Below are 24,987 nucleotides of genomic sequence, written 5' to 3'. Positions count from 1 at the left end.
CCCATAAGTAAACATTTTTATGGAAATAAAACCTTTAGTAAAGACTAAAAAAGCAAATTCTAATTTGCTATTAAATACTAACTTCCAAAAAGAATTTGAAGAAATTTTATTATTTCTCTCAGAAATAGATATAATTTCAGCTGCTTTTATCACAGTCTGCGAGAATGAGAATCATTCCATTCAAGCTCAGGTTGGCTTGGAGTCTTTAAGTAATCCAAACGATATTATTTGTTTTCAAGAATTAGTAATAAACAATCAAGTCTTACTTATTTCTAATATCAAAAAGGATTTTAGATATCAATCTCTTGATAATACTAAATCGGTTCCCTTTTTTGAGTTTTTCGCAGGTTTTCCTATAACTATATCTGAACTTTTTACAGGAACACTTTGCATATTAGATAAAACGTCCAGAGAATTGTCCTGCAATGATTTAAAAATCATAAAACAATCCGTTAGCAGCATAGAATCTATAGCACAGCTACATATAAAGAACCAAGAGTTGCAAGCGCTCAAGAATCACAATAGAATAAAATTTCAAATGTTTGAAGAAAATTCAAAGGAGATTTTATATCAGATTAATTTAGAAGGAGTGCTCACTTACATATCAAAAAATTGGACAACTTCTGTGGGACACGAATTGAATGAAGTTATTGGAACAAACTTTTCCCAATTTATCCATCCAGATGACATTGAAAAGTGTACTGTCTACTTCAATTCTATAACTCTTAATAAAAAAAATAGCAAACAAATTTCCTATAGATTACTACACAAGAAAGGGCACTATGTTTGGCATTCCTCTTGTGTACAATTATTTGAAAAGGATGAAGGACCTTTTTATATTGGCAACTGCACGGACATCACAGAATTTATAGAAACTGAACAGAAACTGAATCAACAAAAAGATTTCTACGAAACTATATTGAATAGTTTACCAACCGATGTTGTGGTTTTTGATGTCCACCATAAATACCAATATTTAAATCCTGTTGCTATTAAAAACAAAGAACTTCGTGAATTTATCATTGGGAAAGATGATTTTGAATACGCAGCACACCTGAATAGAGATTCCTCCATTGCCAAGAGTCGTCGAGAAAGGTTTCTCGCCACACTTCAAAACAGAGAGACCTCTTTCTGGGAGGAAACGTTACATGCAGTAAATGACGGTAAAACCTACCATAACCGCAAATTTACTCCCGTTTTTAATGATGATGGAAGCTTTAAAATGATGATTGGTTTTAGTGTTAACATCACAGAAAGCAAAAACATAGAAGCGGAAATAATCCAAAGTAGAGAATTAATCAAAAATATTTTAAATAATACCGCCGTAGGAATTTTGGTTCAAGGACCCAACTCGGAAATTTTAGAAAATAATTTAGCTGCCTGCGAGATGCTTGGACTTACGCACGACCAACTTTTAGGAAAGACCTCTTTTGATGACTACTGGCAGGTAATTCACGAAAATGGCAATAACTTTAAACCGGAAGAACATCCTGTACCGCAGTGCATACAGTCCTTAAAACCAGTCAATAATATAGTAATGGGGGTTCATCGACCAACCAAAAAAGATTTGGTTTGGTTATTGGTTGATGCTATACCCATTTTTGACAGCAACAAGGAATTGCTTTATGTAATTTGTTCTTTCAACAATATTACCCACCAAAAAAACACCGAAGAAGCGTTGAAAATTAGCAACGAGCGTTTTACTTATGCCACTAAAGCAACATCTGATGTAATTTGGGATTGGGAAATAGGATCTGAAAATCTTATAATTGGAGAAAATTACACGAAGCTTTTTGGTCATAAAATAAATAACAAAAATAACTTTTTAAAAGTAACCGAATTTAATAACCTGATTCATCCTGATGACTTAGAAAGAGTTCTTAAAAACGTCAACAAAACACTTGAAAGTAAAGCAATAACTTGGCATGATGAATTTCGTTATTTAAAATCTGACGGTACTTATGCTTATTTAATAGATACGGCCTATATTATCCGAAACAAATCAAACAAAGCGATTCGTATGATTGGAGCTCAAACGGATATCACCACTAAGAAAAAAGTTAGTGAAGAATTACGCATAAGTGAGGAAAAATTTAAAGGGGCATTTGAACATTCTGCTGTAGGAATGGCGATCATAGATCTCGATGGTTTTTGGATCGAAACAAATACAAGATCATGGGAAATATTAGGCTATTCTAAGGAAGAGTTTAAAAAATTAACTTGCCTAATGATGACCCATCCGGATGATATAGAAGCAGATGTAATCAATAAAAAAAGATTGACTTTAGGTTTAGCGCCAAATTTCAATGTGGAAAAAAGATACATCCATAAAAACAAATCTATAGTATGGGTTCATTTGTCTGTATCAGTAGTAAGGGATAATGAAGGAGCAATTATGCATTATATTCCACAGATTATAGATATTACCGAAAGAAAAAAAATAGAAGCAGAAAACAAATTACTAACAGAGGAAAATTTCAGAAATAAAGCAATCCAACTTAATGAAGCTAAAAACAGGTACCGACTTTTGGCAGATAACACACTTGATTTAGTTTGTTTGCATAATTTAGATACTACTTTTCAATATGTCTCTCCCTCCGTTTACAAACTTTTAGGCTACAGTCCTGAATACTTAATAGGAAAATCACCTTTAGCATTTACACATCCCGATGATGTAGAAAACCTACAAGAGAACATTTCAATTTTATTAACTAAAAAGGAAGATGTGACCGTACAAACTAGATATAGAAACACAAATGGACAGTACGTATGGTTTGAAACCAAAGCTAATTTAGTTAAAGTAAATGGAATCCCGGTTAGTTTTCACTCAGGAACAAGAGAAATTACTGTACAAAAAGAAGCAGAGGAATCTATTAAGAAAACACTGGCTCAGGAACAAAAACTAAACGAGTTACGCACCAACTTAGTTTCGACCATATCACATGAGTTTAGAACCCCGATAACAACTATTAGAACAAGTGCAGAATTAATAGAAATGTATACTGAAGGGCAAACATTTAAAAACTCTGACCGACTGCAAAAGCATTTATACACCATTACCAATGAAATAGATCGCATTGTCGAACTAATGAATACAGTATTGACTATTTCTAGAGAAGATTCAGGAAAGACTAATTTTAGTCCAATTCCTTTCGACTTAAAGCAAGTTTGTTTGGATGTAATTGAAACCAGTTACTCCAATCAAAAAGATGGCCGAACCGTAAAAACAGCCATTCAGGGAAATTTATTTCCTGTTCTTGCAGATAGGAATCTAATGGAATACGCGCTGTTCAATGTTTTAAATAACGCTTTTAAATATTCTGAAGGATTTGGCGACATCGTCCTTTCTCTTTTTACTAGAGACACTACCATTGTTGTTGAAATTATTGATTTTGGGATCGGAATTCCAAAACCAGATCAGCATAAACTTTTCAACACCTTTTTTAGAGCTAGGAATACTGATGGGATTCAAGGTACTGGTTTAGGGCTTTATATAGTAAAAACATTTACTGAAAAAAATTCGGGAATTGTGAAACTCGAAAGTAAATTAGGAAAAGGCACAAAAATAACCTTAGAATTTCCACTGCATCATACCAACGAATGCTAATCAATACTATTTTAGTCCAAATACAATTTTGATTTCGAGCTAGAAAGCACACCTTCCTCTTTAGCACAAATTAATTTGTTATTGACAAACTGGTCAAGCAATGAATAAGCGTGAAAAATATGCTTTTTAGATAGTGTTATTGCTAAAAACTCAGAACCTTTTGTGTTTAGTACTAACTTATAGGAATACCAGCGAAGAGTTAGAGAAAATCGAATACAGAAAAGGACAAGTACCGCGAAAAGACTTTGCAACGGGAAATTTATTTTATAAGAAACTTGTATTGCATACCAGCATAAATAAAGAATAACTAGCACTAAAGCATTTATTGACAAAACTCTACTCTTTGTAATTCTAATATTAGTTATTTGATTTAAGTTTAAAGCTATTTTATGTCCGTTACTACAAACCACTAATTTTTCTCCTAAAATGCCTAAAAAAAAGAACTATTAAGCGAATTATTATGCTTATTTCCTAAAGTAAAATCATGTTGACACATGATTAAATCTACATTATTCCTACCAAAAACAGCTCACATTAATCAACCAAATCTTAATTATAAAAACTTATTACTCCTAACAAATTTTAAGTAAGCTGTCCGGTAAGAACCCCAAATCTTACCACCAAATTTATATTAAGGCGTGACTTAAACATAGATTTTAAGGGATAGGTTAAAAAGAAGTGGTGATAATTTTAAATAGTAACAAAAGACTATTGATTAAGGACTACATTTTGCTTTCTAAATTTTCGATTTACTTTTTATCACCAATTAATAAAACCAGTAATTTGTTGATAAAAAATATAGATTAGGAGTTGATTTTACCATATTTATCTAAATAATTCCTTTGGTAATATTGGTAAAACTGAACTTAAAATGAAGTCGATCAAGTATAAAAACCAGAGATGCTATTTAAATATTTCGAAAATAAAAAATGCGAAAACTACGATAAACACCCCAAGAAGGAGTACTATGCTGATACAGAGACTAATTTTTTTATTTAAATTCTCGTCTTTATTCTTTAGCAAAACATCCAGTTTAGCCCAATCACTATCTGAAAGAGGAGTGTTCATAATTTATTTTTTCATAGAATTAGTACTAAATATAAAATCCTGACAAGGGATTAATTCCTTTTTGACTTATAAATTAAAAAACAAAAGAAATGATTTAAAATGGTACTAATTTTAGGATCTTTATTAGCCTTGCGGATGATTGTTGTCATGAATAGACTTAATATAACCAGATGGAGTCATCCCTTGATACGCTTTGAAACTTGTGGAAAAATAAGAAAAGGAATTAAAGCCCGTTTCATCTACTAAAAACTGAATATTTCTTTCTCCTAAATCGATGAGCTTAATTGCAAAATCAAGCTTATACTCCCTTATATATTGGGTTATGTTTTTGTTGGTGTGCTTTCTGATTTTTTTATCCAAAGTGGACCTGCTAATAAAAAGTTTTTTAGATAAGTCATCAATGTCAACTTTAGACTTTAAATTTTTACAGAGGATTGTATTTACCGCAGTTATAAAATCTTTTTCAGACAACTTTATAGTAACTTTTGAGAATGGATCAGGGCTTAGTTTCTTTTCGATATTTTTTTTAAAATCAATTACATTCTTGATTTTATAAATCAACTCTTTTACTTTAAATGGCTTCATTATGTAATCATTTACACCATTTTTAAGTTGACGGTATTTAACCCCTTCCTCCATGTTAGCGGTAATTATTATAAAAGGAACAGCATGGTATTTACTATCTTTTCGAATTCTTAAAAATAATTCTTCCCCATTCATATTTGGCATCATAAAATCACTAATTATGATATCAGGCACTTCTTTTTGAAGGTGTTTTAGTGCTTCTAAACCGTCTTTGAACCAATCAACGAAAAAATCATTCAACGTTAATAATTCCAGAATCAAACTTCCTAAAACTAAATCATCCTCAATTAAAACTATTTTTATTTTTTGATTTTTCATTGCGTGAAATTAACCAATACAATTTTAAATTATAGCTATTTTTTTTTAAATTATTTACACCTAGTGGAACTAAAATTAAAATTAAGATATCTTTGTAAATTAGTGAATTAGCGCTTTATCCAAAATCTATTTTAGCGACTGAAGCTGTAAAATTTGAGCACTAAAAAAGGGTTTCCAGCAACCTATTATTATCCTTATCCCTATGAACAAAAACAAAATACTCTTGGTAGACGATGAACTAAACATTAGAGAAACCACAACTGAACTTCTTATTTACAAAAACTACGAGGTGAAATCTGCCAACAATGGACAAGAAGCTTTAGATATTGTAGCGTATTGGATTCCAGATTTAATTATATGTGATATAATGATGCCTATCATGGACGGTACAAAATTCCATGAAATAGTAAAAGAGAATAAGTCCTTAGTAGCCATTCCTTTTATTTTTATGACCGCAAAAAAGGAAAATAACCTAATGAGAAAATGCATGCTCGATGGAGCAGATGATTTTATATCAAAACCCTTTAAAACAAAAGAATTATTAAATATAATAGCAACAAAAATTGATCGATTCCAAAAGATAAAAAATGTTCACAATAATCTTTATGTGGGCGAAAAAAAATATTTTTTACACGAAGTCAATACGCCTCTTAACGGCATATTAGGCTCCATAGACCTCTTACTTGACAACGTAAATAATTTGGAAAAAGAAGATCGAAAAACTTTTTATAATGCTATAAAAATATCTGGAGAACGCTTGAATAGAACCATGCAGAACCTAATTCTTTATGAAAGTTTAAAAAATAATGAACTGAATTTTTCAGATAATGAACAGTGTGAAATCCTAAATGTATTTTGGAAAACAAAAAAGAAAATTCTCACTACCTATAAAAATCAAGAAAATAGAATCACTTTTGAAATTGACAAATCCAATTTAAAAATTAGTAAAAAAAACTTAGATTTTATACTTTTTGAATTAATTGACAATGCTTTAAAATTTTCGCCAACAAATACAATTATAATTATTTCTGGAGAAAAATATAACGACACCTATTATGAATTGATTATCCACGATTTCGGAATAGGATTTAGTCCCGAAGAATTAAAGACCATAAATGCGGCGCAACAATTCAATCGTGATGAAAGAGAGCAACAAGGATTGGGGCTGGGTCTCTATCTAAGTAAAACTATAATTAAAAAGATAAAAGGCGTTTTCAGTATTATTTCAAATGAAAATAAGGGAACTAAAATTTCACTTTTCCTTCCCTTATCTCCTGAACAATTACATTAACTTATTAGGTTATTGCTTCTTGAATTTCAATATATTTAACTTTTACAGCTCCATTTTAATCTTTAATTTAAGTCAAAACGCACCCCTAAAGAAACATTATTTTGTTTTACTATAGTATCTTCAAACAAAGGATTTAGGTCATATTTTAAGTATAAACTTGTATTTTTGTAACCAACATACGCACTCAACCCATAAATAAAAGTAGCGGAATTGAAATCACCTTTGGTTATTTCTCTTACCTTATACGCATCACTATCATAATTTAGGTATTGTTTTGATTTTAGATTTGTCCCTACATAACCACCTATACCAAGACGAAAACTATCGTGTGTTCTAAAATAAGTCTTCCCTTCTCTTTCTTTGGTTTTTGTGAAGTCTAATTCTAGGTGGAATGGCAGCACTAAATTTACATTCTTAAAACGAGAATCCTCGTGCTTCACCACATTCAGTTCTAGATTAGTCTGTTCTCCATTTACTACAAAATTTCTGTTATCAGTAGGGCGCAAATTGTTATACACCACCGAAAGACCATATTTTGCATGCCATAAATTATTTTGATCAAAAATTCTTGTGTTGTATGTCAATCCCCATTCATAAAAGTGAGAGCCTAAATACCTAAAATCTGATTTATTGACAGACCCATTTGTTACTACATTATTTAGGCCCGTAGCAAAAACCACCTGCGTAGTAGTTCGCTTTGATTGGCGATCTTCTTTATCTTCTTGTCCATTATAAACTTTCATTGATGCAATATTAATTTCGGTTTCATTCGCCCCAATAGAATCATTACTGCCGCCTATCACAATTGACCTACCGCCTCTTTTACTCTCTTTATCATCTTCAAACTTTCCATCTACTTTATCTTGTACTAATTGATTTAATTTTGCTTCTTCAATCGCCACTTTTGTCTCAATAACAGTCGCACGCTCTTCTGCTTTTTTAAGTTTTAATACTTCCGCTTGTTCTTTTGAAATTATTTTTTTCTCCACTTGCTTATCCAACGCGTCGATTTCAGCTTTTAAGGCGTTTTTTTGACTGTCTGTTATGGCTTTAATTTCACTGCTAATTGCTTTAGCTTTAGTTTCAAATGAAATTATTTTGTGTTCTCTTCCTTTACTCATACCCGTTTCCGGAACAGCATCATCAACTATTTCAAGTGTTACCTCTTTAAACCAAATTTGACCCTTTCCCTCTAATAAAGCACCATAGGAAATCGATGTTGCTTCCGCTGGCACAAAGAGAACAACTTCGTATTTTTTCCAATCCGTGGTTCTTTTTATCGCTCTATTTTGCATATTATCAAAAGCCAAAACGGCAGCAGTGTAATAATCCACTCGCATCCACAGCCCTGCCCACGATTTTACGTTTTCACTTTTTACATAACCGGTCATTTTAACCGTTTTTCCTGCATATAATTCAGAATTAACGCTTTTCATAATATTCCCAAACCCATTAATTTTACTTTTAACAGATTTGATAGTTAGAACATTTTGATTGGTGAATTCAGCGGTTTTGTCGGGACCCAATTCATAAGTGCCAGTTTCAGTTTCCCTATAACTCCATGCTGAAGGATATTTTTCGGTATGTACTTCCTGAGCTGTTAATTGGGTTACGATAGCAACCATTAAAATTGCTGTAAATAAAATAATTTTTTGCATGATTTTCGTTTTTTGATTGATGATTGATTTTTATTATTCTGTGTAATTTCTATTAACTAAAACTGTTTTTATAGTATTAAAATTTTTATTCAACCGGTCCAAAGCAGACGCTCTAAAAGATTGATTCAATTCTGTTTCAGCTTCCGACAACAAACGGTTTGCATTAACTTCAACTCCTTTCCTAGTTTTTTCAATTGCTACAGCTGCTAAACTTGTTTTAGATTTAGTATTACTTACTTGTGCTAATAACTGTTCTGCTGAAATGTATTTACTTTTAGGTGGTAATTCGTCATTCGCATTTGTAGCAATCGCCCCTATTGTTGTATCCTCTTGCGAATGATTTTTGATTAAAAGTGCAACTTCCTGATTTCGCATTGAACCGTTGCTTGTGCTCTTTACCTTTAAAATTGGCGCTCCGTTAGTTCTTGATATTGATTTTGGTACAACTGTAAAAACTAATCCTTTTTCTTGCTCTTTTGCTGCTTTTAAACGCTTATCAGGTCCGACAGTAGTTGGCGGAGCAACTGAAGTTTCTAGAACTACCTTACTATTATTCATAGTATTTCCCTTTTGATTAAAATAAAAAGTTCCTAGCAATAAAAAACCAACAAAGCTTGCGGCAACATACATCCTAGGGAATTTAGCTTTTGGTTTTTCAGCATCTGTAAGCATAGCATCTAGTTTATTCCAAGTCATTTCTGATGGTTGAATTTCTCGAGAATTTAATTTCTCTTTGAACTGCAATTCAAATTTATTCGGTTCCATTGTCGTAATTTTTTAACTTGTTAAGCTGTCCTTGCAACATTTTTCTAGCATGTGATAAATGTGATTTTGATGTTCCTTCCTTGATTCCTAACATCATAGCAATCTCTTGATGTTTAAAGCCTTCAATTGCATATAAATTAAAAACCATTTTGTAACCATCTGGCAAAGTGTCTATCAAAAATTGAATTTCATCAACTGAAAATTGACTTTCGATAGTATTAAAACTTTCTTCAAAATAATTCTCTTCCTCTAGATAACGAATCTTTTTTTGGACTCTAATGAATGAAATACATTCGTTGACCATAATTCTTCTAATCCAGCCTTCAAAACTTCCTTTATGCTCAAAATTTTTCAAATTTGTAAACACTTTCATAAAAGCAGTAATCATGATGTCTTCGGCCTCGTGAATGTCTTTTATATACTGCCGGCAAACGCTTAACATTTTTGGAGAAAACTGGGTATAAATCCGCTGTTGTGCCTGTCGATTGCTTTCGACAGCCAACTGGATTAATTCATTTTCCTGATGATGTAAGTGGATTACTTTCATAAATATTTGCAATGGCAAAATTCAATAACAATTATAAAACTTCATAGCAACGGCACAATTTTTCCTTGTTATTGCAACTGATTTGTGATCTTGGCTGAGTCTTCTATTAGCATAGACGAGATAGGTTGCAAAAAGGTTGCATCAGAAATCAAATTTTTTTAATTTCATCAAAATAAAATCAAAAAAAGACGGTACAGGCGGTAGTTTAGAAGGAAAAATATTTTGTGAAAAAAGTTACTTCTTCCGTTCAATGACATAATTAACCATTAAAATCAGCGCCTCTTTAAAATCCGAATTAGGATAATTATCCAAAAGCAGAAGTGCCTGTTGCTGGAATTCAACCATTTTTTGTTCCGCATAAAGTAAACCATTATTGTTTTTCACAAAAGCAATAACCTCTTTCACTCGTTTTTTGTCTTTATTATGGTTCTTAATGGAATTAATTAACCAGCTCTTTTCTTTAGAAGTAGTAGTATTCAAAACATGAATAAGAGGCAAAGTCATTTTCTGCTCTTTAATATCAATTCCAGTTGGTTTTCCAATGGCTTCATCGGTATAATCGAATAAATCATCTTTAATTTGAAAAGCCATTCCAATAAGCTCCCCAAATTTTCGCATATTCTCTACCTGAACCTCATCTTCAATAACTGATTTTGCTCCCAGAGCGCAACAAGCAGCAATAAGTGTTGCTGTTTTTTTTCGAATGATTTCATAGTAAACATCCTCTGTGATGTCTAGTCTTCGGGCTTTTTCTATTTGCAGTAACTCACCTTCACTCATTTCGCGAACAGCGACAGAAATAATTCGGAGCAAATCGAAATCACCATTATCAATAGAAAGCAACAATCCTTTGGACAACAAATAATCCCCAACCAAAACTGCTATTTTATTTTTCCAAAGTGCGTTGATGGAGAAAAAACCTCTTCTGCGATTGCTGTCATCCACTACATCATCATGAACTAATGTTGCAGTATGAATAAGTTCGATAACGCATGCGCCTCGATACGTTCGTTCATTTACTATACCTCCCGAAACCATTTTAGCCGTCAGAAAAACGAACATGGGACGCATTTGCTTCCCTTTTCTATTGACAATATAGTAAGTAATCCTATTTAACAATGCCACATTTGAAGTCATAGATTCATAGAACTTTTTTTCAAAAAGTTCCATTTCATCGAAAATAGGTTGTTTAATTTGAGAGGTCACATTCATTAGAATTCAAAGATACTATTTTAAATAAAAGAACGTTATCTATTTTACACTTAGAATTGAATTGTTTACTACCCATGACTAAAATTACAAAAACAAAAATTCAGCACGACAAGAGTCTAACTTTTTATTATTCAATTGATTACGAGTAAATTAACTCAATAAAGCCATTATGAAAACAACAATAATAATACTCATCATATTTTTATCATTACGTTTTTTTAGTAGTTGTGACACTAGCGATAAAATTGAAAATACTACTGCATTATCGGTTAAAGATATTACCGTAGATTCTAAAATTGATGCCTCCTTAGATGACATTATAAATATTGTAGAAGATCAATATGCGGTGCAACAAAGTACTGCTAACAAGACTAAAACAACAATCAAAAGCTTTCTGCCTGAATGCGCGACAGTTAACACTATATTAGCTAATGATACTTGGAAGAGAACAATCGACTTTAATGCAGTAGGTTGTACGCTGCCAAATGGCAATAGTATAAAAGGAAAAATTACCATCCGATTTTCTAATGATTTTAATGCCATTTCAAGGACTTTATCCTATAGTTTTGATAATTTTTATCACAATGGCAAATTGCTGCAGGGGAATAAATCCATCAGTTATTCTCTAAAAACTACTAAACTATTTGCAACCGTCCATCCTGTCTCAATTTTAACCGTTGATATGAAAATAACTTTTGAAGACGGAAAAATTTATACTAGGACAGGTACTAAAACAAAAGAAATGATTGAAGGTAACAATACGCCTCTTAGCTGGGAAGACACTATTTTTCTGGTAACAGGGAATAGCACTACTCTGTTTCCAAATGGAACTTCCATTAGCCGTGTGATCACAACACCACTGCGTTACGTGTTGCGCTGTAAATCCATATTTCCCGTAGAAGGCATTCTTACAATCACAAAAAATAAATCTGAAGGAACCTTGGACTTTGGCAAAGGAACATGCGATAATTTAGCCATACTAACGATTGATGGAGTCGCTACAGAAATTATATTAGAAAAATAAAAACTAAAACAGGATTGCATCTTAAAAATAGTGATCCTGCTTTATTCAGCTTCTTTGTTTGCCAATTGGCCGCAAGCTGCATCTATATCTTTTCCGCGACTGCGCCTTACTTTCACAACAATTCCACTTGATTCCAGCGCTTGGATGTAGGCATTTATAGATTCTTCTGAAGCTTGTTGAAATTCTCCATCATCAATAGGATTGTATTCAATTAGATTGACTTTACAAGGAACGTATTTGCAAAACTTTACTAATGCATCAATAGATTCTTTATTATCATTGATGTCTTTCCAAACCACGTACTCGTATGAGATTTTGCTTTTGGTTTTTCGGTACCAATATTCTAATGATTCGCGTAAATCAGCTAACGGAAAATTAGTGCTAAACGGCATAATTCTGGAACGAATTTCGTCAATAGCGGAGTGCAAAGAAACAGCGAGTTTGAATTTAACGTCATCATCGGCCAGTTTTTTAATCATTTTAGGGACTCCCGAAGTCGATACCATAATTCGTTTTGGTGACATTCCCAAACCTTCCGGCGAAATAATCATTTCGATTGCCTTCAGCACATTATTGTAATTCATGAGCGGTTCTCCCATTCCCATAAAAACAATATTCGACAAGGGATGATTATAATACAACCGACTTTCTTTATCTATGGCAATTACCTGATCGTAAATCTCAGCAGGTTCTAAGTTGCGCATTCTTTTTAATCGCGCTGTTGCGCAAAAATTACAATCTAAACTACAGCCTACTTGACTGGAAACACAAGCCGTCGTTCTGGTATTTGTAGGGATTAAAACTGATTCAACCACCAATCCATCGTGCAACCGAACGGCATTTTTAACTGTTCCATCTTCACTGCGTTGCATCGTGTCGACTTTAATATGATTGATAACAAAATTAGCTTCCAGCATTGTTCGTGTTCCCTTAGAAACATTAGTCATATCCTCAAAACTGTGTGCGCCTTTACTCCACAACCATTCATAGACTTGATTGCCACGAAAGGCTTTATCGCCATTAACAACAAAAAAATCTCGTAATTGTTCTTTTGATAAGGCTCGTACGTCTTTTTTCTCCATTTCCATGGTGCAAATTTAATGACAATTTGTTGATTTGTTGTTTTGATAATTTGATAACTTTGTACTCTATTGAAAAAAAATTGAACAATGCATTTCATTTCCCAAGAATTAGAAGATTATATCGAGCAACATTCTGAAAAAGAACCGGCTTTACTAGCTGCTTTAAACAAAGAAACCTACCAAAAAATCTTGTTGCCAAGAATGTTAAGCGGTCATTTTCAGGGTCGCGTTTTGAGTATGTTGGCTAAACTGATTCGGCCAATGCACATTCTTGAAATTGGAACGTATACAGGATACTCCGCCTTGTGTTTATGCGAAGGCATGCAGGAAAATGGAACACTTCATACCATCGACATCAAAGAAGAATTAGTGGATTTTCAAAGAAAACATTTTGAAAAATCACCTTGGGGAACACAAATATTTCAGTATTTAGGAGCGGCAGTTGACATTATTCCTACCCTTGATCTAAAATTCGATTTAGTTTTTATTGATGCTGACAAGGAGAATTACCTCAACTATTTTGAATTGATTGTTCCAAGAATGAATAAGGGAGGAATTATATTATCGGATAATGTTTTGTGGAGCGGTAAAGTTCTGGAACCGCTAAATCCGAAGGATTTGAGCACAAAAGTGTTATTGGAATACAATCAGTTATTAGCAGATGATTCCAGAGTAGAAACAGTTTTGTTGCCTATTCGAGATGGATTGACGGTGAGTAGAGTGCTCTAGTTGTATTGCAACACAATTATCGAAGAAAGGGCCTGCCCTCAGGTGGCGTTCCGCGCTTTTGGGGAGGATATAACCATCCTGAGTTTTGGACGTATAAAGTTGCTACACTTCTTTAACGGGTAAGGGGAAAAACTTTTTTTGTGCTGTTTTGTATATTTTAAACATCAAAAAACCAGAGGCAAATCCAAATAAATAACCGGATAAAATGTCTAGAGGATAATGCAATCCCAGATAAATTCTGCTATAAGCAAAGATAAAAGGCCATAAAAACAGCAGACTAAAATATTTGAAATACGATCTCAAAGTAAAATATATCAGTGTAGCAACGGCCATTGAATTTGAGGCATGACCTGAGAAGAAACTAAAGGATCTTCTGACTTGAACCACACGGATAAACGAATTGATTTCAGGATTGTTACATGGCCGTAATCTTTCAAACCCATTTTTAAATACGTTGGTCATTTGATCGGTAAAAGTTACTAGGATAGCTACAAAAAAGAGTAAATACAATGTCTGTTTTGCTCCCAATTTTTTGAAAATAACATACAATAAAAGCAAAAAAAGTGGAATCCAATTGCTCTGTTTGGTTATGATTAACCAAAGTCCGTCATAACCTTTCGAACCTAGACCATTTAAAAACACAAACAATTCTGTATCTAAGGGGAGTAATTTTTCTAGCATTATCCCTGACGTTTTATAGGTCCAGTACTCTCTTCAATTGCTTCTTTAGTTGCCTCTATTGGAGCCGTTGATTCTCCTAGTAAACCGTCTTTGGCTTTGTTTATTTCTGTGGTGATGTTTGCAGATATATCATTAAATTGAGAAGTATCGCCTAATAGATTGTCCTTAGCTTTATTGATTTCAGAGGTTATGTTTCCTCGTATATCACTCAATGATTTTGCATCAAAACCATTTGCCTCTGCTCCTTTTTGAATTTCACTTTTTATATCATTGGTAGCATTTTTCAATTGCGCCATTGCTTTACCCATTGTACGAGCTATTTCAGGAACTTTATCAGATCCAAAAAGCATCAATACTATAAACATGATAAAAATTAATTCACCTCCACCTATACCAAACATATATTTTGTTTTTTAATGTTACAAAGATATTACTTTTTGAATCTTTGACTTTTAATTATTTCATAAAAAAAAAGACTCTTTTCAGAGTCTTTTTTAAAATTTAGGTTTTTTCTAATCAAATTTGGTCTTTATTTCTTCTTTAGGCCAAGTGTTATTAGTCACATCAATATCAGCTGTTTCTAATTTTGGATCTACTTGAATTTTTTTAATCGCTTTTTCAGTAGCGTATACTTTCTTAGCGGTATCATTATTTTTTCGCCAAATTTGAGCTGGATATTTAAACATTTCTTTTGTATCGTCTTCATAAGTCAGTTCAACGATAATAGGCATTAACATACCACCTGGTTTGTTGAATTCGACTTCATAGAAATACTTTGGTGACTTTAATTTTGCTTTTTCATCAGCCGTAAAATTTTTACTGACATATTCCGAAAGTAAATTTACGTCTGCAAGGGCTAATGCTTTTTTATCCTTAGCAGATAGTTCTTCGCTTGCACTAGGAACTAAATAGACGAAAGGTCCTTTTTCTTGACCAAATCTTCCTCTTCTAACTACAGCGTCCTTCAATTCTTTAGTAGCAGTCACAGACACATAATATTGTTTTACCTCTTTCACTCCGATGTCTACAAAATCAGTAGAGTAAAACCAGCCTCTAAAAAACCAATCTAAATCTACCGCAGAAGCATCTTCCATGGTTCTAAAAAAGTCTTCTGGTGTAGGATGCTTGAACTTCCATCTGTTCGCATATACTTTGAAAGCATGATCAAACAATTCTCTTCCCATGATCGTTTCTCTAAGAATATTCAATCCTGTTGCTGGTTTACCATACGCATTAGCTCCAAACTGGACAATCGTTTCCGAGTTAGACATTATAGGCTCCAAGAATTTTTGATCTCCACTCATGTACGGAACAATTTTACTTGCTGGTCCACGACTAGAAGGGAAATTAGTTCCCATTTCTTGTTCCGCCATGTATTGCATAAAAGTATTCAATCCTTCATCCATCCAAGACCACTGACGCTCATCAGAGTTTACAATCATCGGAAAGAAGTTGTGTCCTACTTCATGAACAACCACTCCAATCATTCCGTTTTTAGTTCGCTCAGCTGTCACTCCTTTTTCGTCAGGACGACCATAATTCCAACAAATCATAGGGTATTCCATTCCTTGATCTTCTGCCGATACGGAAACTGCTTTTGGATAAGGATAATCAAAAGTATGGGCTGAATAGCTTTTTAAAGTATGTGCTACTGTTCTAGTAGAAGTTTCACCCCAAAGTGGATTTGCTTCTTTAGGATATACTGAAACGGCTAAAACCGTTTTATCGTTTAACTTCACTGCCATGGCATCATAAATAAATTTTCTTGATGTAGCAATTCCAAAATCTCTCACGTTTTTAGCACTGAATTTCCATGTTTTCTTCTTGTCCGAAAATCCTTTTTCGGTAGCTTCCGCTTCCGCTTGAGTTACAATAACCACGGGATTATCATACGATTTCAAGGCTAATTCGTATCTTTTTACTTGCTCTGGTGTAAACACTTCGCTTCTATTCATCAACTCTCCCGTTGCCTCCATAACATGATCCGCAGGAACAGTAATATTGACATCAAAATTTCCAAAAGGCAACGTAAATTCTCCTGTTCCCCAAAACTGCATATTCTGCCATCCTTCCACGTCATTGTATACTGCCATTCTAGGATAGAATTGTGCAATTACATATAATTTATTACCGTCTTTCTCAAATAATTCATATCCAGAACGACCTCCTTCTGCTCTATAATTATTAATATTATAAGACCATTTGATGGCAAAAGAAAATTTCTCCCCCGGCTTCATTGGTGTGTCTAAATTGATACGCATCATCGTTTGATTGATGGTGTAAGATAAAGGACTTCCTTTAGCATCTTTCACAAATTCTATGTTGAATCCACGCTCTAACTCTTGCTTCAAAAATTTATTAGCAAAGTTTCCTGCTGGAAAAACCTGCTCCATTCTTTGACTTTCTGCTAATGGCGTTTGAGAGGTTTTCGCGGCTTGATTTTGATCCAGCTGTACCCATAAATACTCTAATGTATCTGGCGAATTATTGTAATAGGTAACGGTTTCTGAACCGCTTAATTTAGAGTTTTTATCATCAAGCTCTATATTGATCTTGTAATCTGCTTGTTGTTGATAATACGCTGGGCCGGGCGCTCCTGAAGCTGTACGGAACATGTTAGGGGTGGCTAGCAAATCGTACATCTGGCTAAACTTATTGCTGTCGTACTTTCCGGTTTGTTTTGGTGTAACGGGTGCTGTTTTTTCCTGCGCAAACAATAATGCAGGAAGAAATAAAAATAATGATAATTTTTTCATAGGTAAGAATCTGGTTTTTCAATGGGTGAAAATAATAATTTTAAGTAGATCTATCTAAATTTATTAATATTTTAACACTCCCTTGGAAGTTGACTCCGTAAAGAGCAATGTATTTTTAACACCATTAACAGTAAAATGCATAATGTTTTGCTGCTCTGAGTTCCCTTCTGTGATTACTGCATTATAGATTTCAAGGGAATTTATTTTTTGAATTTCCTTTATACTAAAGTAACAAATAAGCACATCGCCTTCCATCTCTTTGCTCAAGAAATGAGTTGGCTTGACCTGACCATTAACTTTGATATAGAATTTTTCGCTAAAGTATTTTTTAAAAAAAATCAAATCCTCTTGCGTTTCTTTTTCTGATCCTAGATTAATTTTCTTTTGGTATTTTTTCCCAATAGCAGTATTTAAATCATCTACAAATATACGGGCAGTTATTTGGAGCATTTTCTTTTCCGGTGCATAATTAACTTGGTATAGTGCAACATAGAATTTATGAACGCTAAAAGACGTTAATGTTAAAAATAATAACCCAAAAAAAGTAATTAATATTGTTTTTTTCATTTTTCAAAAGTAGTAATTCTTTTAAACTCTTCGTTCTTGGTGATTAAAAAATCAATCAGCATGAATTCGTCTTGCTGTTTTAATAGGGTTTTTGATTTTGGATCAGACTCACAATAATCAAGAAAAAGTGCAATTTCTTCGCTTTTCAACTTCAATGTATTGGTAAAAAAATAGCGGTCTATTCCTCTCGAAACTGAATCCGAAAAATCTACTAGAGTATTTGATTCTTCTTTCACAGCCACATCTTTTTTAAAGATTTTAGAAACCATTTTGAATATTCTAACAAAATCCATTCCGTTTTCAATAGTTCCATTTAATGGCAGCGTTCTATTAATTGGCGACGATTTTGCATCGTCAATAAATTCGATGTCTACTAATTCTTGAGAATTTCCTATGGCAGGTTTTATGTCTGTTTTTCCTTTTACAATTACTTCTTTTAACAGCGTCGTTTGTGCTTCTAATAAGACTACGAACAACGGTTTTGCAAAATCTTTGTCCTGAAGCACAATTTTCTTAGACTTGAAAGCAGGGCTTAAGACTAGCAGCGTGTCTTTGGCTTTCGCCAAAACATCAAAAAAACCTTGGTTGCTAATGAAAGTACGGGTTTTAGAATTCAAATTAAAAACATACCCATTGTCTACCAATGCGGATTCATTTGTAAATTGACCGTGCAAAGATTTCCTATTTTCATTTTGACCAAAAGTGAATTGGCTAAAGGAAATCAAACAAAGTAGTACTATTTTAGTTTTCATCTTGGTATTTTTAATTATGTTAGTTTTTACTTTGCAATAACGTTTTATAATCTTCTGCCAAAGCTATCAAAAAAAATGAAGTTTTTTGTTCATTTTTAGAATGCAAAACTTTGACAAAATTTTCATTTTCCACTACAAAATACTTGAACCCATTTACATATTCCGCTGCTATTCCCAATTGAAGCGTGAAGTATTCCTGCTGGTACAATTCAGAAATTAATTGTATATTCATTTCCTTTTTCTCCACGACAACTAATTTCTTAAGCTGTTTCGTTCTACCATTGATCTTATTGATAAGCGGATCTAACGGCATTCCACCACCCAAAATACTAAATAGCATGATTGGTTTAAAATCTCCTGCGGTCTGCAAATGCCTTTCTGCAGGCGTATATTTTAAAGGTTCTCTAGCTACAATGCCTAATGAAAATACCGAAATCTGATCTTTTTTAACAATCACTTCCTTCAATTCATTAGTTTTAGCTTGCATCTGCAATAAAAATCGATTGCGTATTATATCACTGCTGCTAATCTTTTTTTCATAAGATTTAAGATTTATACCTTTAAAAACAAGAATATCATTGGCTTTTACCAAAATAGAAAAAGTACCGTTGATCGTTGTTAAAGCAGTTTTACCACTTATTAAATTTAAGATATTAATTCCATTGACACCTATAGAATCAACTGTAATTTTCCCGTGAAGTATCTTTTCATCGTCAGTTTGTCCAAAAGATATTTGGCATACGAAAGACAAAAGGAACGCAAAAACTTTACTTATTTTCAGTAACAATAATCTCGTTATAATTTTCAGCTAATTTTACAATTAAATACATCGTTAAAGTCTTGTTTTTTGCTCTCAGTGCATTTGCAAAATCAGAATCATCAATGCAATAATATTGGAATCCTTTGATGTAATCGGCGGGTATTTTTAAAGTTTCAGTATAGTAGTTATCCTCAAAAAGCACATCAATTCTAGCCAATAGCTGTTCTTTTTTCTCAACAATAATTTCTTTTTTAAGCATGGCTTTGCGCCCGGATATAGCATTTAGCAACCCATCGATTCCTCCTCCGGACGTTGCTGTATATAATTTACGCTCCGCAGCGGTATATTTTTTTTGGCCGTAAGGAATAATTGCTAAACTTTCTGCAGAAATAGCCGACTCGTTAATGACAACCTCTTTCAAAATAATACTTTTGGAAACCATTTGCAAAGTAAAAACTGCTTGTTCCACATCTTGTTGGCTTATTTTTCTGCGAACAGACTCTAAATTAACGGCAGTAAACACTAAAATATCTCCTGCTTTAACGGGTATTTTAAAAAAGCCATTTGCATCCGAAATTGTTGTTTTTTCTGTAGTTAAATTCACAATATTAATGCGATCCACGGATGCAGAATCAGCACTGATTTTTCCTTGAATCTCCTTTACTGCTCCTATTTGTCCAAAAGCAACTTGCACTAACAAAAAGAGGAACATCTGTAGTGTATATTTAATTTTCACTGGCAATTATTTGTTTATATTTGAGCGCTAATTCTCCTAATAAGAAAGTAGCCATTGTCCCGTTTTTAGACTTGAGAACCGCTACAAATTGTTCGTTTTCTACACTATAATATTGAAATCCTTTGACATATTCCGACGGGATTTTCAATTTATATATAAAATAGTCAATCGTAAAGAGGTTCTCTAACTGTCGTAAATACATTTCTTTCTTTTCTACCTCAACTTCTTTTTTCAACATTTTGGTTCTCCCTGAAATCCAATTAAGTACTGGATCAGCCGAAACAGACCCTCCCATCATGGTACCAGCAGTGGCAGAGGCATTAAGATCAGTGGCAGTGTATAACTTTCGCTCTGCTGGTGTGTATGTCTTTTGTCCTTTTGAAATTATTCCCATTGCTGCAGCATTAATGTCGTTTCTCACAACAACTTCGCGCAATTCATTTATTGTGGGTATCATTTTTACCAGAAGTATTCCTTGGTCAAAATCTTTTTGAGTCAAGCTCATTTTCATTTCGTTAAATTGCGCAGCCGCAAACAATAAGGTGTCTCCAACGGCTGCCTGTATATTGAAATCACCATTTTGACTTGTAATTGAAACCTTATCTGTTTTTTTATTAATAACATAAACCCCCGCTAAAACCGAAGCATCAGCAGTCACTTTTCCTTTCAATTGCATTGGAGGCTGTTGTTGTGCCAACACATTTGCCGCTGCAAAAACCAGAAATAAATAAACAATTTTAAGCATCTTTCTGAAGGCGGTTATTGACCCTTTGTAAAAGTATCCTAATGCGATCTAAAATAACTACTAATGAGTTGGTAAAAAAATGTTAATTAAAAATTTGAAATAAAAAACGCCGTTTTTATATCTTTATCAAAATTTAGACCTCATAAATGAAAAATATACTTATCGCAAGTACATCAACCCTTGCAAACGAAGGTTTCCTTGATTACTTATTGCCTGAATTACAACTGCATTTTAAAAACTGCGCGACCATTCTTTTTATTCCTTATGCAAGACCAGGTGGAATATCGCATGAAGAATATACCAATAGTGTTGCATTGGCTTTCGCCAAAATAAATAAAAAAGTGACAGGAATTCATGAGTTTGAAGATGCTGCACAGGCTATAAAAAGAGCAGAAGGAATTTTTACGGGAGGTGGAAATACCTTTGTACTGGTATCTCAATTACACAAAAACAATGTTATGGGAATCCTATCACAAGTAATAAAAGACGGCACACCTTATCTGGGAACTAGTGCCGGAAGTAATATTTGTGGGCTTACAATGCAAACTACTAATGATATGCCTATTGTCTATCCTCCAAGTTTTCAAACTTTAGGAGTAGTTCCGTTTAATTTGAATCCCCATTATTTAGATCCAGATACAAATTCGAAACACATGGGTGAAACGCGGGAGACCCGAATTAACGAGTTCCATGCCTTTAATTCGGTTCCAGTTATCGGACTTAGAGAAGGCAGTTGGCTGGATGTAAAAGGAGATAAAATCACTTTGAAAGGCAATTTGACCGCCCGACTCTTTAGACAAAATCAAACTCCTGAAGAATTAGAAAGTGGAACTGATTTAAGTTTTATCAAATAATAGAATAAAAAAAAAGCCGAAACAATTACGTTTCGGCTTTGAAGAGCGAAAGACGAGGCTCGAACTCGCGACAACCAGCTTGGAAGGCTGGAGCTCTACCAACTGAGCTACTTTCGCATTATATAAAAAAAGAAACTTCAAAAAAAAAATTTGAAGCTTAGAGCGAAAGACGAGGCTCGAACTCGCGACAACCAGCTTGGAAGGCTGGAGCTCTACCAACTGAGCTACTTTCGCATTAACAACGGTGCAAATATACTTAATAAGTTTGCTTGAATGCAAATTTTTTTTCCAAAAAGTCTCAATCTGCCTCCTAGCCTCTTTTTTAAAAAAGGGAAATCAAATCATAAAGAATTTAATATGAAAATATTATACCTTTATAAAACACAAAAAAATATTTTTAAAAAATAATTCGAAATAGTATAGAAACACTCGCTTTGGATACATTTTAAGTACTTGGTCCTTGCTTTCCGGTTCAAAAGAAGAGAGGAAATTTGTGATTTAATAGTGATACTTTAGGGACAACCCTTCATGTTGGATTGTATTTGGCACTTAATCTTATCACCACGCTTACTATAATTGGAGCTAAAATGATTTGTTTACTAAGGAAAAACAAGAACAAATGTGGGGAAGTACAGTTTCAAAAAAAAAGAAAAGGGTCGAAAGAATAAATGATTTGTATGTGTAAACAGTCCTACAAATAAGCTATACCCTGTTTCATTAGGTTACAAACCCGAAAGCAAGCAGTTAGTTTTACAAAAAACAAGTTGCCTCACAAAAAGATTATTTTTTTTCAAATGGAGAGAAGTTGGAAACCCTATTACCAAGTTAAAAAAACTAAGCAATGAATAATTTATTTATAATTTTACTGCTGTTCTCCTTTTTAAGTCGTACAAAAGAAGCACTAAAAAGCGCCGTAGTTTTAAAAAAAGAAATTCCCAAGGTGCTTATTCAACCTGAAGGAAAACCAACCAATATCGACTCTACTTTGTTACTTTCATTCAATAACAAAGTACTTACCAATTTTTATAAAGCAACAAATTACAGAACCGTTTGGCAATCCGAAGAAAAGAGAAAAATAATACTCGAGGAACTAAAAAGATCAGATGAGGAAGGATTACAACCAGAGGATTACAACCTAAAAGTATTATTTGATTTTGAAAAAAAAGCACCCTCTCTCGACTCTTTAGATTTGGCGAAATATGATATTTTATTAACCTCTAGTTTACAAAAATACATTGCACACCTTACAAACGGAACAGTAAATCCACGAAAATTATATAAAAACTGGGACTTAAAAGAAAACTATATTGATCTTAACACTACGGTGATCCATTTGCTTAAAAGCGATTCATTGGTTTATAAAATAGAGCAATTAAAACCGAATCATATCGTTTACAAAAGATTAAAAAAAGCACTTCAGCTCTTAAATAATTTCCCAAAAGACAACTTCAAATCGATAAAATTTACAAAAATAATAACCCCTAACGACACTAGTACCTCCATCATTGATATCAAAAAAAGATTGATTTACTGGAAAGACATGCAACCTAATGACAGCCTTACTCCTATTTATGATCAAGAAACTGTTGTGGCCTTAAAAAGATTTCAAAGTCGCCACGGTTTAGCTGCTGATGCAAAAATTGGACTAGGAACAGTCGCTGCACTTAATTTCTCCAAAAAACAACGCTCGGAACAAATCATTGCCAATCTAGAACGCTGGAAGTGGTATCCCAAACAAATGGGACAAGAATACCTCATCATCAACATTCCTGACTACAAGTTGCTGCTCGTTAAAAACAAAGATACGCTGAGAACCCACAGAGTAATCGTGGGAAGGATTAAAAGAAAAACACCCATATTGTCGTCTACCTTAACGCAAGTAGTTTTTAACCCCACATGGACAGTACCACCAACTATTCTTAAAGAAGATGTTATTCCGGCCATTTTGAGGAGCCGAGCGTACTTGACGCAATCGAACATTATGGTTTATGATGCTACGGGAAGATTTGTAAGTCCTTACGAATGGCAGTTGTCTCAAGCATATACGTATCGTTATGTACAAAGTCCAGGCACTTTTAACTCGTTAGGCATGGTGAAACTTATTTTTCCTAACCGTTTTTCAGTATACTTACACGACACAAATCACAGGGATTATTTTGAAAAGATAGACCGTTCTTTAAGCTCTGGCTGTGTCAGAGTAGAAAATCCGTTAGAATTAACTGAATATTTACTCAGTGATGCAGCCTCTTGGAACTTAGAAAAAATCACAGAAACGCTTCAAAAAGAAAGAACTAAATTTGTAAAAATCAAAAAAGAGGTGGCCATCCACCTATTATACTGGACTGCCTGGAGCGAGAACGGCAAATTGATTTTTAGAGACGATATTTACAACCTTGACGCCAATTTATATGACAAATTACGAAATTGATTTTATTCCAAATTTAGAAACTCGTGAAGGATGATAAATGAAGAAACAAGATTTATCTTTGATGGCACTAATAATTTCCTTAGATAATTCAGCTGGAACAGCTGGACAACCTTGGCTTCTGCCTAATCTGTGGTTGTTTTTAATGAAAGAAGTAGAAACATAATCTGCTGCATGCATCACCACGCCTCTTGCTCTTGCATTATCATTTACCCCTTTTTCCAATCCATCTAGTTTAAGAGACATTCCGTGTTTGCCATTATAAATTTCACCTGTGGCATAAAACCCTAGACTACTTTTATAAGATTCTGAAGCATTTGAAAAATTAGAAGCAAATTCTTCACCAGTATTTCTTCCATGCGCAACAAGAGAATGAAACAAAACATCTCCAGTAACTAAATCAATAACCCAAAGTCTTTTCGTATTGGCAGACAAACTAAAATCGATTAACGTTAGAATTTCTTTCTTAATCAATCCTTTTTCTTTCAAAGAATAATATCCTTTCAAAGCTTCAGCGAAGCTTTCTAATTTTGGTAATGCATATTTACTAGAATGTAAATTATGGTACGCCATTTCGATTTTAGCGTTAACAGTAGGCTCTAGCGTTTTAGTGTAAGCAATTGAGGCACCAATCTTTGCTTCAGGAGAATTTGCAGTACTTGGAGTAAAAGAAGTAAGCATAAACAAAATAGTAGGAAGTATCGTATAAATCATTGATTGTCTTTTAGTTACAGATTAATTCGAATTGCAAACGTACATTAATAATTACCAAACGTAAAGCCTTTAACAAAAGTTTAGTCTTCTAATAACGCAAACTAACATTAT

21 protein-coding genes and 2 tRNA genes are annotated in these 24,987 nt (G+C 33.4%); 6 read left to right on the top strand and 17 right to left on the bottom strand.

All coding sequences use genetic code 11. The features are described 5' to 3' along the window. Positions 1–19: 19 nt before the first annotated feature. Complete coding sequence (locus BUA03_RS07135) at positions 20–3,607, top strand: PAS domain-containing protein (protein WP_066079992.1); 3,588 nt, start codon at positions 20–22, stop codon at positions 3,605–3,607. A gap of 1,191 nt (positions 3,608–4,798) precedes the next feature. Here the strand turns inward: BUA03_RS07135 and BUA03_RS07130 are convergent. Further along, the gene (locus BUA03_RS07130; RefSeq protein ID WP_066079995.1) at positions 4,799–5,578 is read right to left on the bottom strand and encodes a response regulator; all 780 of its coding nucleotides are present in this window, start codon (positions 5,576–5,578) and stop codon (positions 4,799–4,801) included. Positions 5,579–5,780: 202 nt separating this feature from the next. On the opposite strand from BUA03_RS07130, the gene BUA03_RS07125 reads away from it, so the two are divergent. Next, complete coding sequence (locus BUA03_RS07125; protein WP_066079999.1) at positions 5,781–6,869, top strand: ATP-binding response regulator; 1,089 nt, start codon at positions 5,781–5,783, stop codon at positions 6,867–6,869. Positions 6,870–6,931: 62 nt separating this feature from the next. Here the strand turns inward: BUA03_RS07125 and BUA03_RS07120 are convergent, their stop codons facing one another. The 4 genes from BUA03_RS07120 to BUA03_RS07105 all read right to left on the bottom strand — a co-directional run bounded on the left by BUA03_RS07120 (position 6,932) and on the right by BUA03_RS07105 (position 11,051). After that, on the bottom strand, positions 6,932–8,527 hold the full coding sequence (locus BUA03_RS07120; protein ID WP_245792574.1) for a hypothetical protein: 1,596 nt from the start codon (positions 8,525–8,527) through the stop codon (positions 6,932–6,934). A 33-nt stretch (positions 8,528–8,560) separates the two neighbouring features. Next, a complete protein-coding gene (locus tag BUA03_RS07115; RefSeq protein WP_066080001.1) occupies positions 8,561–9,292 on the bottom strand; it encodes a hypothetical protein in 732 nt (243 codons plus the stop codon). Next, positions 9,279–9,839, bottom strand: coding sequence for an RNA polymerase sigma factor (locus BUA03_RS07110; protein WP_066080004.1), 561 nt, complete (start codon positions 9,837–9,839; stop codon positions 9,279–9,281). Before BUA03_RS07110 ends, BUA03_RS07115 begins: the two co-directional genes overlap by 14 nt. A 234-nt stretch (positions 9,840–10,073) precedes the next feature. Next, positions 10,074–11,051 (bottom strand): polyprenyl synthetase family protein, encoded by a 978-nt coding sequence (locus BUA03_RS07105; protein ID WP_066080007.1) that lies wholly within the window; start codon positions 11,049–11,051, stop codon positions 10,074–10,076. 169 nt (positions 11,052–11,220) lie between these two features. Here BUA03_RS07105 and BUA03_RS07100 point away from each other — a divergent pair, with 169 nt between their 5' ends. Further along, positions 11,221–12,075, top strand: a complete 855-nt coding sequence (locus BUA03_RS07100) for a hypothetical protein (protein ID WP_066080010.1) — start codon at positions 11,221–11,223, stop codon at positions 12,073–12,075. A 41-nt stretch (positions 12,076–12,116) separates the two neighbouring features. On the opposite strand, the gene rlmN is transcribed toward BUA03_RS07100, so the two are convergent. Further along, complete coding sequence (gene rlmN, locus BUA03_RS07095; protein ID WP_066080013.1) at positions 12,117–13,163, bottom strand: dual-specificity RNA methyltransferase RlmN; 1,047 nt, start codon at positions 13,161–13,163, stop codon at positions 12,117–12,119. Positions 13,164–13,244: 81 nt separating this feature from the next. Between rlmN and BUA03_RS07090 the strand changes: the two genes are divergently transcribed. Beyond that, on the top strand, positions 13,245–13,886 hold the full coding sequence (locus BUA03_RS07090; RefSeq protein WP_066080016.1) for an O-methyltransferase: 642 nt from the start codon (positions 13,245–13,247) through the stop codon (positions 13,884–13,886). Positions 13,887–13,988: 102 nt separating this feature from the next. Here BUA03_RS07090 and BUA03_RS07085 read toward each other — a convergent pair whose 3' ends face one another. The 8 genes from BUA03_RS07085 to BUA03_RS07050 form a co-directional block, all read right to left on the bottom strand. Further along, on the bottom strand, positions 13,989–14,567 hold the full coding sequence (locus BUA03_RS07085; protein WP_066080019.1) for a phosphatase PAP2 family protein: 579 nt from the start codon (positions 14,565–14,567) through the stop codon (positions 13,989–13,991). After that, positions 14,567–14,968, bottom strand: coding sequence for a twin-arginine translocase TatA/TatE family subunit (locus BUA03_RS07080; RefSeq protein ID WP_066080022.1), 402 nt, complete (start codon positions 14,966–14,968; stop codon positions 14,567–14,569). Before BUA03_RS07080 ends, BUA03_RS07085 begins: the two co-directional genes overlap by 1 nt. Positions 14,969–15,079: 111 nt before the next feature. After that, positions 15,080–17,323 carry a M1 family metallopeptidase gene (locus BUA03_RS07075; protein ID WP_066080026.1) on the bottom strand — a complete coding sequence of 748 codons (2,244 nt, stop codon included), beginning with the start codon at positions 17,321–17,323 and terminating at the stop codon, positions 15,080–15,082. Between the two features lie 63 nt (positions 17,324–17,386). Further along, on the bottom strand, positions 17,387–17,890 hold the full coding sequence (locus BUA03_RS07070) for a DUF6702 family protein (protein ID WP_066080029.1): 504 nt from the start codon (positions 17,888–17,890) through the stop codon (positions 17,387–17,389). Then, complete coding sequence (locus BUA03_RS07065) at positions 17,887–18,642, bottom strand: BamP family beta-barrel-assembly machinery protein (protein WP_066080032.1); 756 nt, start codon at positions 18,640–18,642, stop codon at positions 17,887–17,889. The genes BUA03_RS07070 and BUA03_RS07065 overlap by 4 nt, the downstream gene beginning before the upstream one ends. A 19-nt stretch (positions 18,643–18,661) precedes the next feature. Then, complete coding sequence (locus tag BUA03_RS07060) at positions 18,662–19,429, bottom strand: hypothetical protein (protein WP_066080035.1); 768 nt, start codon at positions 19,427–19,429, stop codon at positions 18,662–18,664. Then, the gene (locus BUA03_RS07055) at positions 19,410–20,114 is read right to left on the bottom strand and encodes a peptidase associated/transthyretin-like domain-containing protein (protein ID WP_066080038.1); all 705 of its coding nucleotides are present in this window, start codon (positions 20,112–20,114) and stop codon (positions 19,410–19,412) included. Before BUA03_RS07055 ends, BUA03_RS07060 begins: the two co-directional genes overlap by 20 nt. A 13-nt stretch (positions 20,115–20,127) precedes the next feature. Then, positions 20,128–20,883: a hypothetical protein gene (locus BUA03_RS07050; RefSeq protein WP_066080041.1), complete on the bottom strand. Its 756-nt coding sequence runs from the start codon at positions 20,881–20,883 to the stop codon at positions 20,128–20,130. Positions 20,884–21,029: 146 nt separating this feature from the next. Between BUA03_RS07050 and pepE the strand changes: the two genes are divergently transcribed. Continuing rightward, positions 21,030–21,737, top strand: a complete 708-nt coding sequence (gene pepE / locus BUA03_RS07045) for a dipeptidase PepE (protein ID WP_066080044.1) — start codon at positions 21,030–21,032, stop codon at positions 21,735–21,737. Positions 21,738–21,781: 44 nt separating this feature from the next. Here the strand turns inward: pepE and BUA03_RS07040 are convergent. Both BUA03_RS07040 and BUA03_RS07035 read right to left on the bottom strand, forming a co-directional pair. Continuing rightward, a tRNA-Gly gene (locus BUA03_RS07040) sits at positions 21,782–21,854 on the bottom strand. 44 nt (positions 21,855–21,898) lie between these two features. Then, positions 21,899–21,971: transfer RNA gene (locus tag BUA03_RS07035), tRNA-Gly, on the bottom strand. A 607-nt stretch (positions 21,972–22,578) separates the two neighbouring features. Between BUA03_RS07035 and BUA03_RS07030 the strand changes: the two genes are divergently transcribed. After that, positions 22,579–24,165: a L,D-transpeptidase family protein gene (locus BUA03_RS07030; protein WP_066080047.1), complete on the top strand. Its 1,587-nt coding sequence runs from the start codon at positions 22,579–22,581 to the stop codon at positions 24,163–24,165. Here the strand turns inward: BUA03_RS07030 and BUA03_RS07025 are convergent. After that, positions 24,154–24,876, bottom strand: coding sequence for a murein L,D-transpeptidase catalytic domain family protein (locus BUA03_RS07025; RefSeq protein ID WP_066080049.1), 723 nt, complete (start codon positions 24,874–24,876; stop codon positions 24,154–24,156). The two genes, BUA03_RS07030 and BUA03_RS07025, sit on opposite strands and share 12 nt — an antisense overlap. Between the last annotated feature and the right edge of the window lie 111 nt (positions 24,877–24,987).

The organism is Flavobacterium fryxellicola (assembly GCF_900143245.1).
Classification (GTDB): Bacteria; Bacteroidota; Bacteroidia; order Flavobacteriales; family Flavobacteriaceae; genus Flavobacterium; species Flavobacterium fryxellicola.
This window is presented reverse-complemented; position numbering and strand designations above follow the sequence as displayed.

Bases quoted from the DNA above. Each gene is read 5' to 3' on its own strand.
- BUA03_RS07135 (WP_066079992.1), top strand. From the start codon at position 20: ATGGAAATAAAACCTTTAGTAAAGACTAAAAAAGCAAATTCTAATTTG.
- BUA03_RS07130 (WP_066079995.1), bottom strand. From the start codon at position 5,578: ATGAAAAATCAAAAAATAAAAATAGTTTTAATTGAGGATGATTTAGTT.
- BUA03_RS07125 (WP_066079999.1), top strand. From the start codon at position 5,781: ATGAACAAAAACAAAATACTCTTGGTAGACGATGAACTAAACATTAGA.
- BUA03_RS07120 (WP_245792574.1), bottom strand. From the start codon at position 8,527: ATGCAAAAAATTATTTTATTTACAGCAATTTTAATGGTTGCTATCGTA.
- BUA03_RS07115 (WP_066080001.1), bottom strand. From the start codon at position 9,292: ATGGAACCGAATAAATTTGAATTGCAGTTCAAAGAGAAATTAAATTCT.
- BUA03_RS07110 (WP_066080004.1), bottom strand. From the start codon at position 9,839: ATGAAAGTAATCCACTTACATCATCAGGAAAATGAATTAATCCAGTTG.
- BUA03_RS07105 (WP_066080007.1), bottom strand. From the start codon at position 11,051: ATGAATGTGACCTCTCAAATTAAACAACCTATTTTCGATGAAATGGAA.
- BUA03_RS07100 (WP_066080010.1), top strand. From the start codon at position 11,221: ATGAAAACAACAATAATAATACTCATCATATTTTTATCATTACGTTTT.
- rlmN (WP_066080013.1), bottom strand. From the start codon at position 13,163: ATGGAAATGGAGAAAAAAGACGTACGAGCCTTATCAAAAGAACAATTA.
- BUA03_RS07090 (WP_066080016.1), top strand. From the start codon at position 13,245: ATGCATTTCATTTCCCAAGAATTAGAAGATTATATCGAGCAACATTCT.
- BUA03_RS07085 (WP_066080019.1), bottom strand. From the start codon at position 14,567: ATGCTAGAAAAATTACTCCCCTTAGATACAGAATTGTTTGTGTTTTTA.
- BUA03_RS07080 (WP_066080022.1), bottom strand. From the start codon at position 14,968: ATGTTTGGTATAGGTGGAGGTGAATTAATTTTTATCATGTTTATAGTA.
- BUA03_RS07075 (WP_066080026.1), bottom strand. From the start codon at position 17,323: ATGAAAAAATTATCATTATTTTTATTTCTTCCTGCATTATTGTTTGCG.
- BUA03_RS07070 (WP_066080029.1), bottom strand. From the start codon at position 17,890: ATGAAAAAAACAATATTAATTACTTTTTTTGGGTTATTATTTTTAACA.
- BUA03_RS07065 (WP_066080032.1), bottom strand. From the start codon at position 18,642: ATGAAAACTAAAATAGTACTACTTTGTTTGATTTCCTTTAGCCAATTC.
- BUA03_RS07055 (WP_066080038.1), bottom strand. From the start codon at position 20,114: ATGTTCCTCTTTTTGTTAGTGCAAGTTGCTTTTGGACAAATAGGAGCA.
- BUA03_RS07050 (WP_066080041.1), bottom strand. From the start codon at position 20,883: ATGCTTAAAATTGTTTATTTATTTCTGGTTTTTGCAGCGGCAAATGTG.
- pepE (WP_066080044.1), top strand. From the start codon at position 21,030: ATGAAAAATATACTTATCGCAAGTACATCAACCCTTGCAAACGAAGGT.
- BUA03_RS07030 (WP_066080047.1), top strand. From the start codon at position 22,579: ATGAATAATTTATTTATAATTTTACTGCTGTTCTCCTTTTTAAGTCGT.
- BUA03_RS07025 (WP_066080049.1), bottom strand. From the start codon at position 24,876: ATGATTTATACGATACTTCCTACTATTTTGTTTATGCTTACTTCTTTT.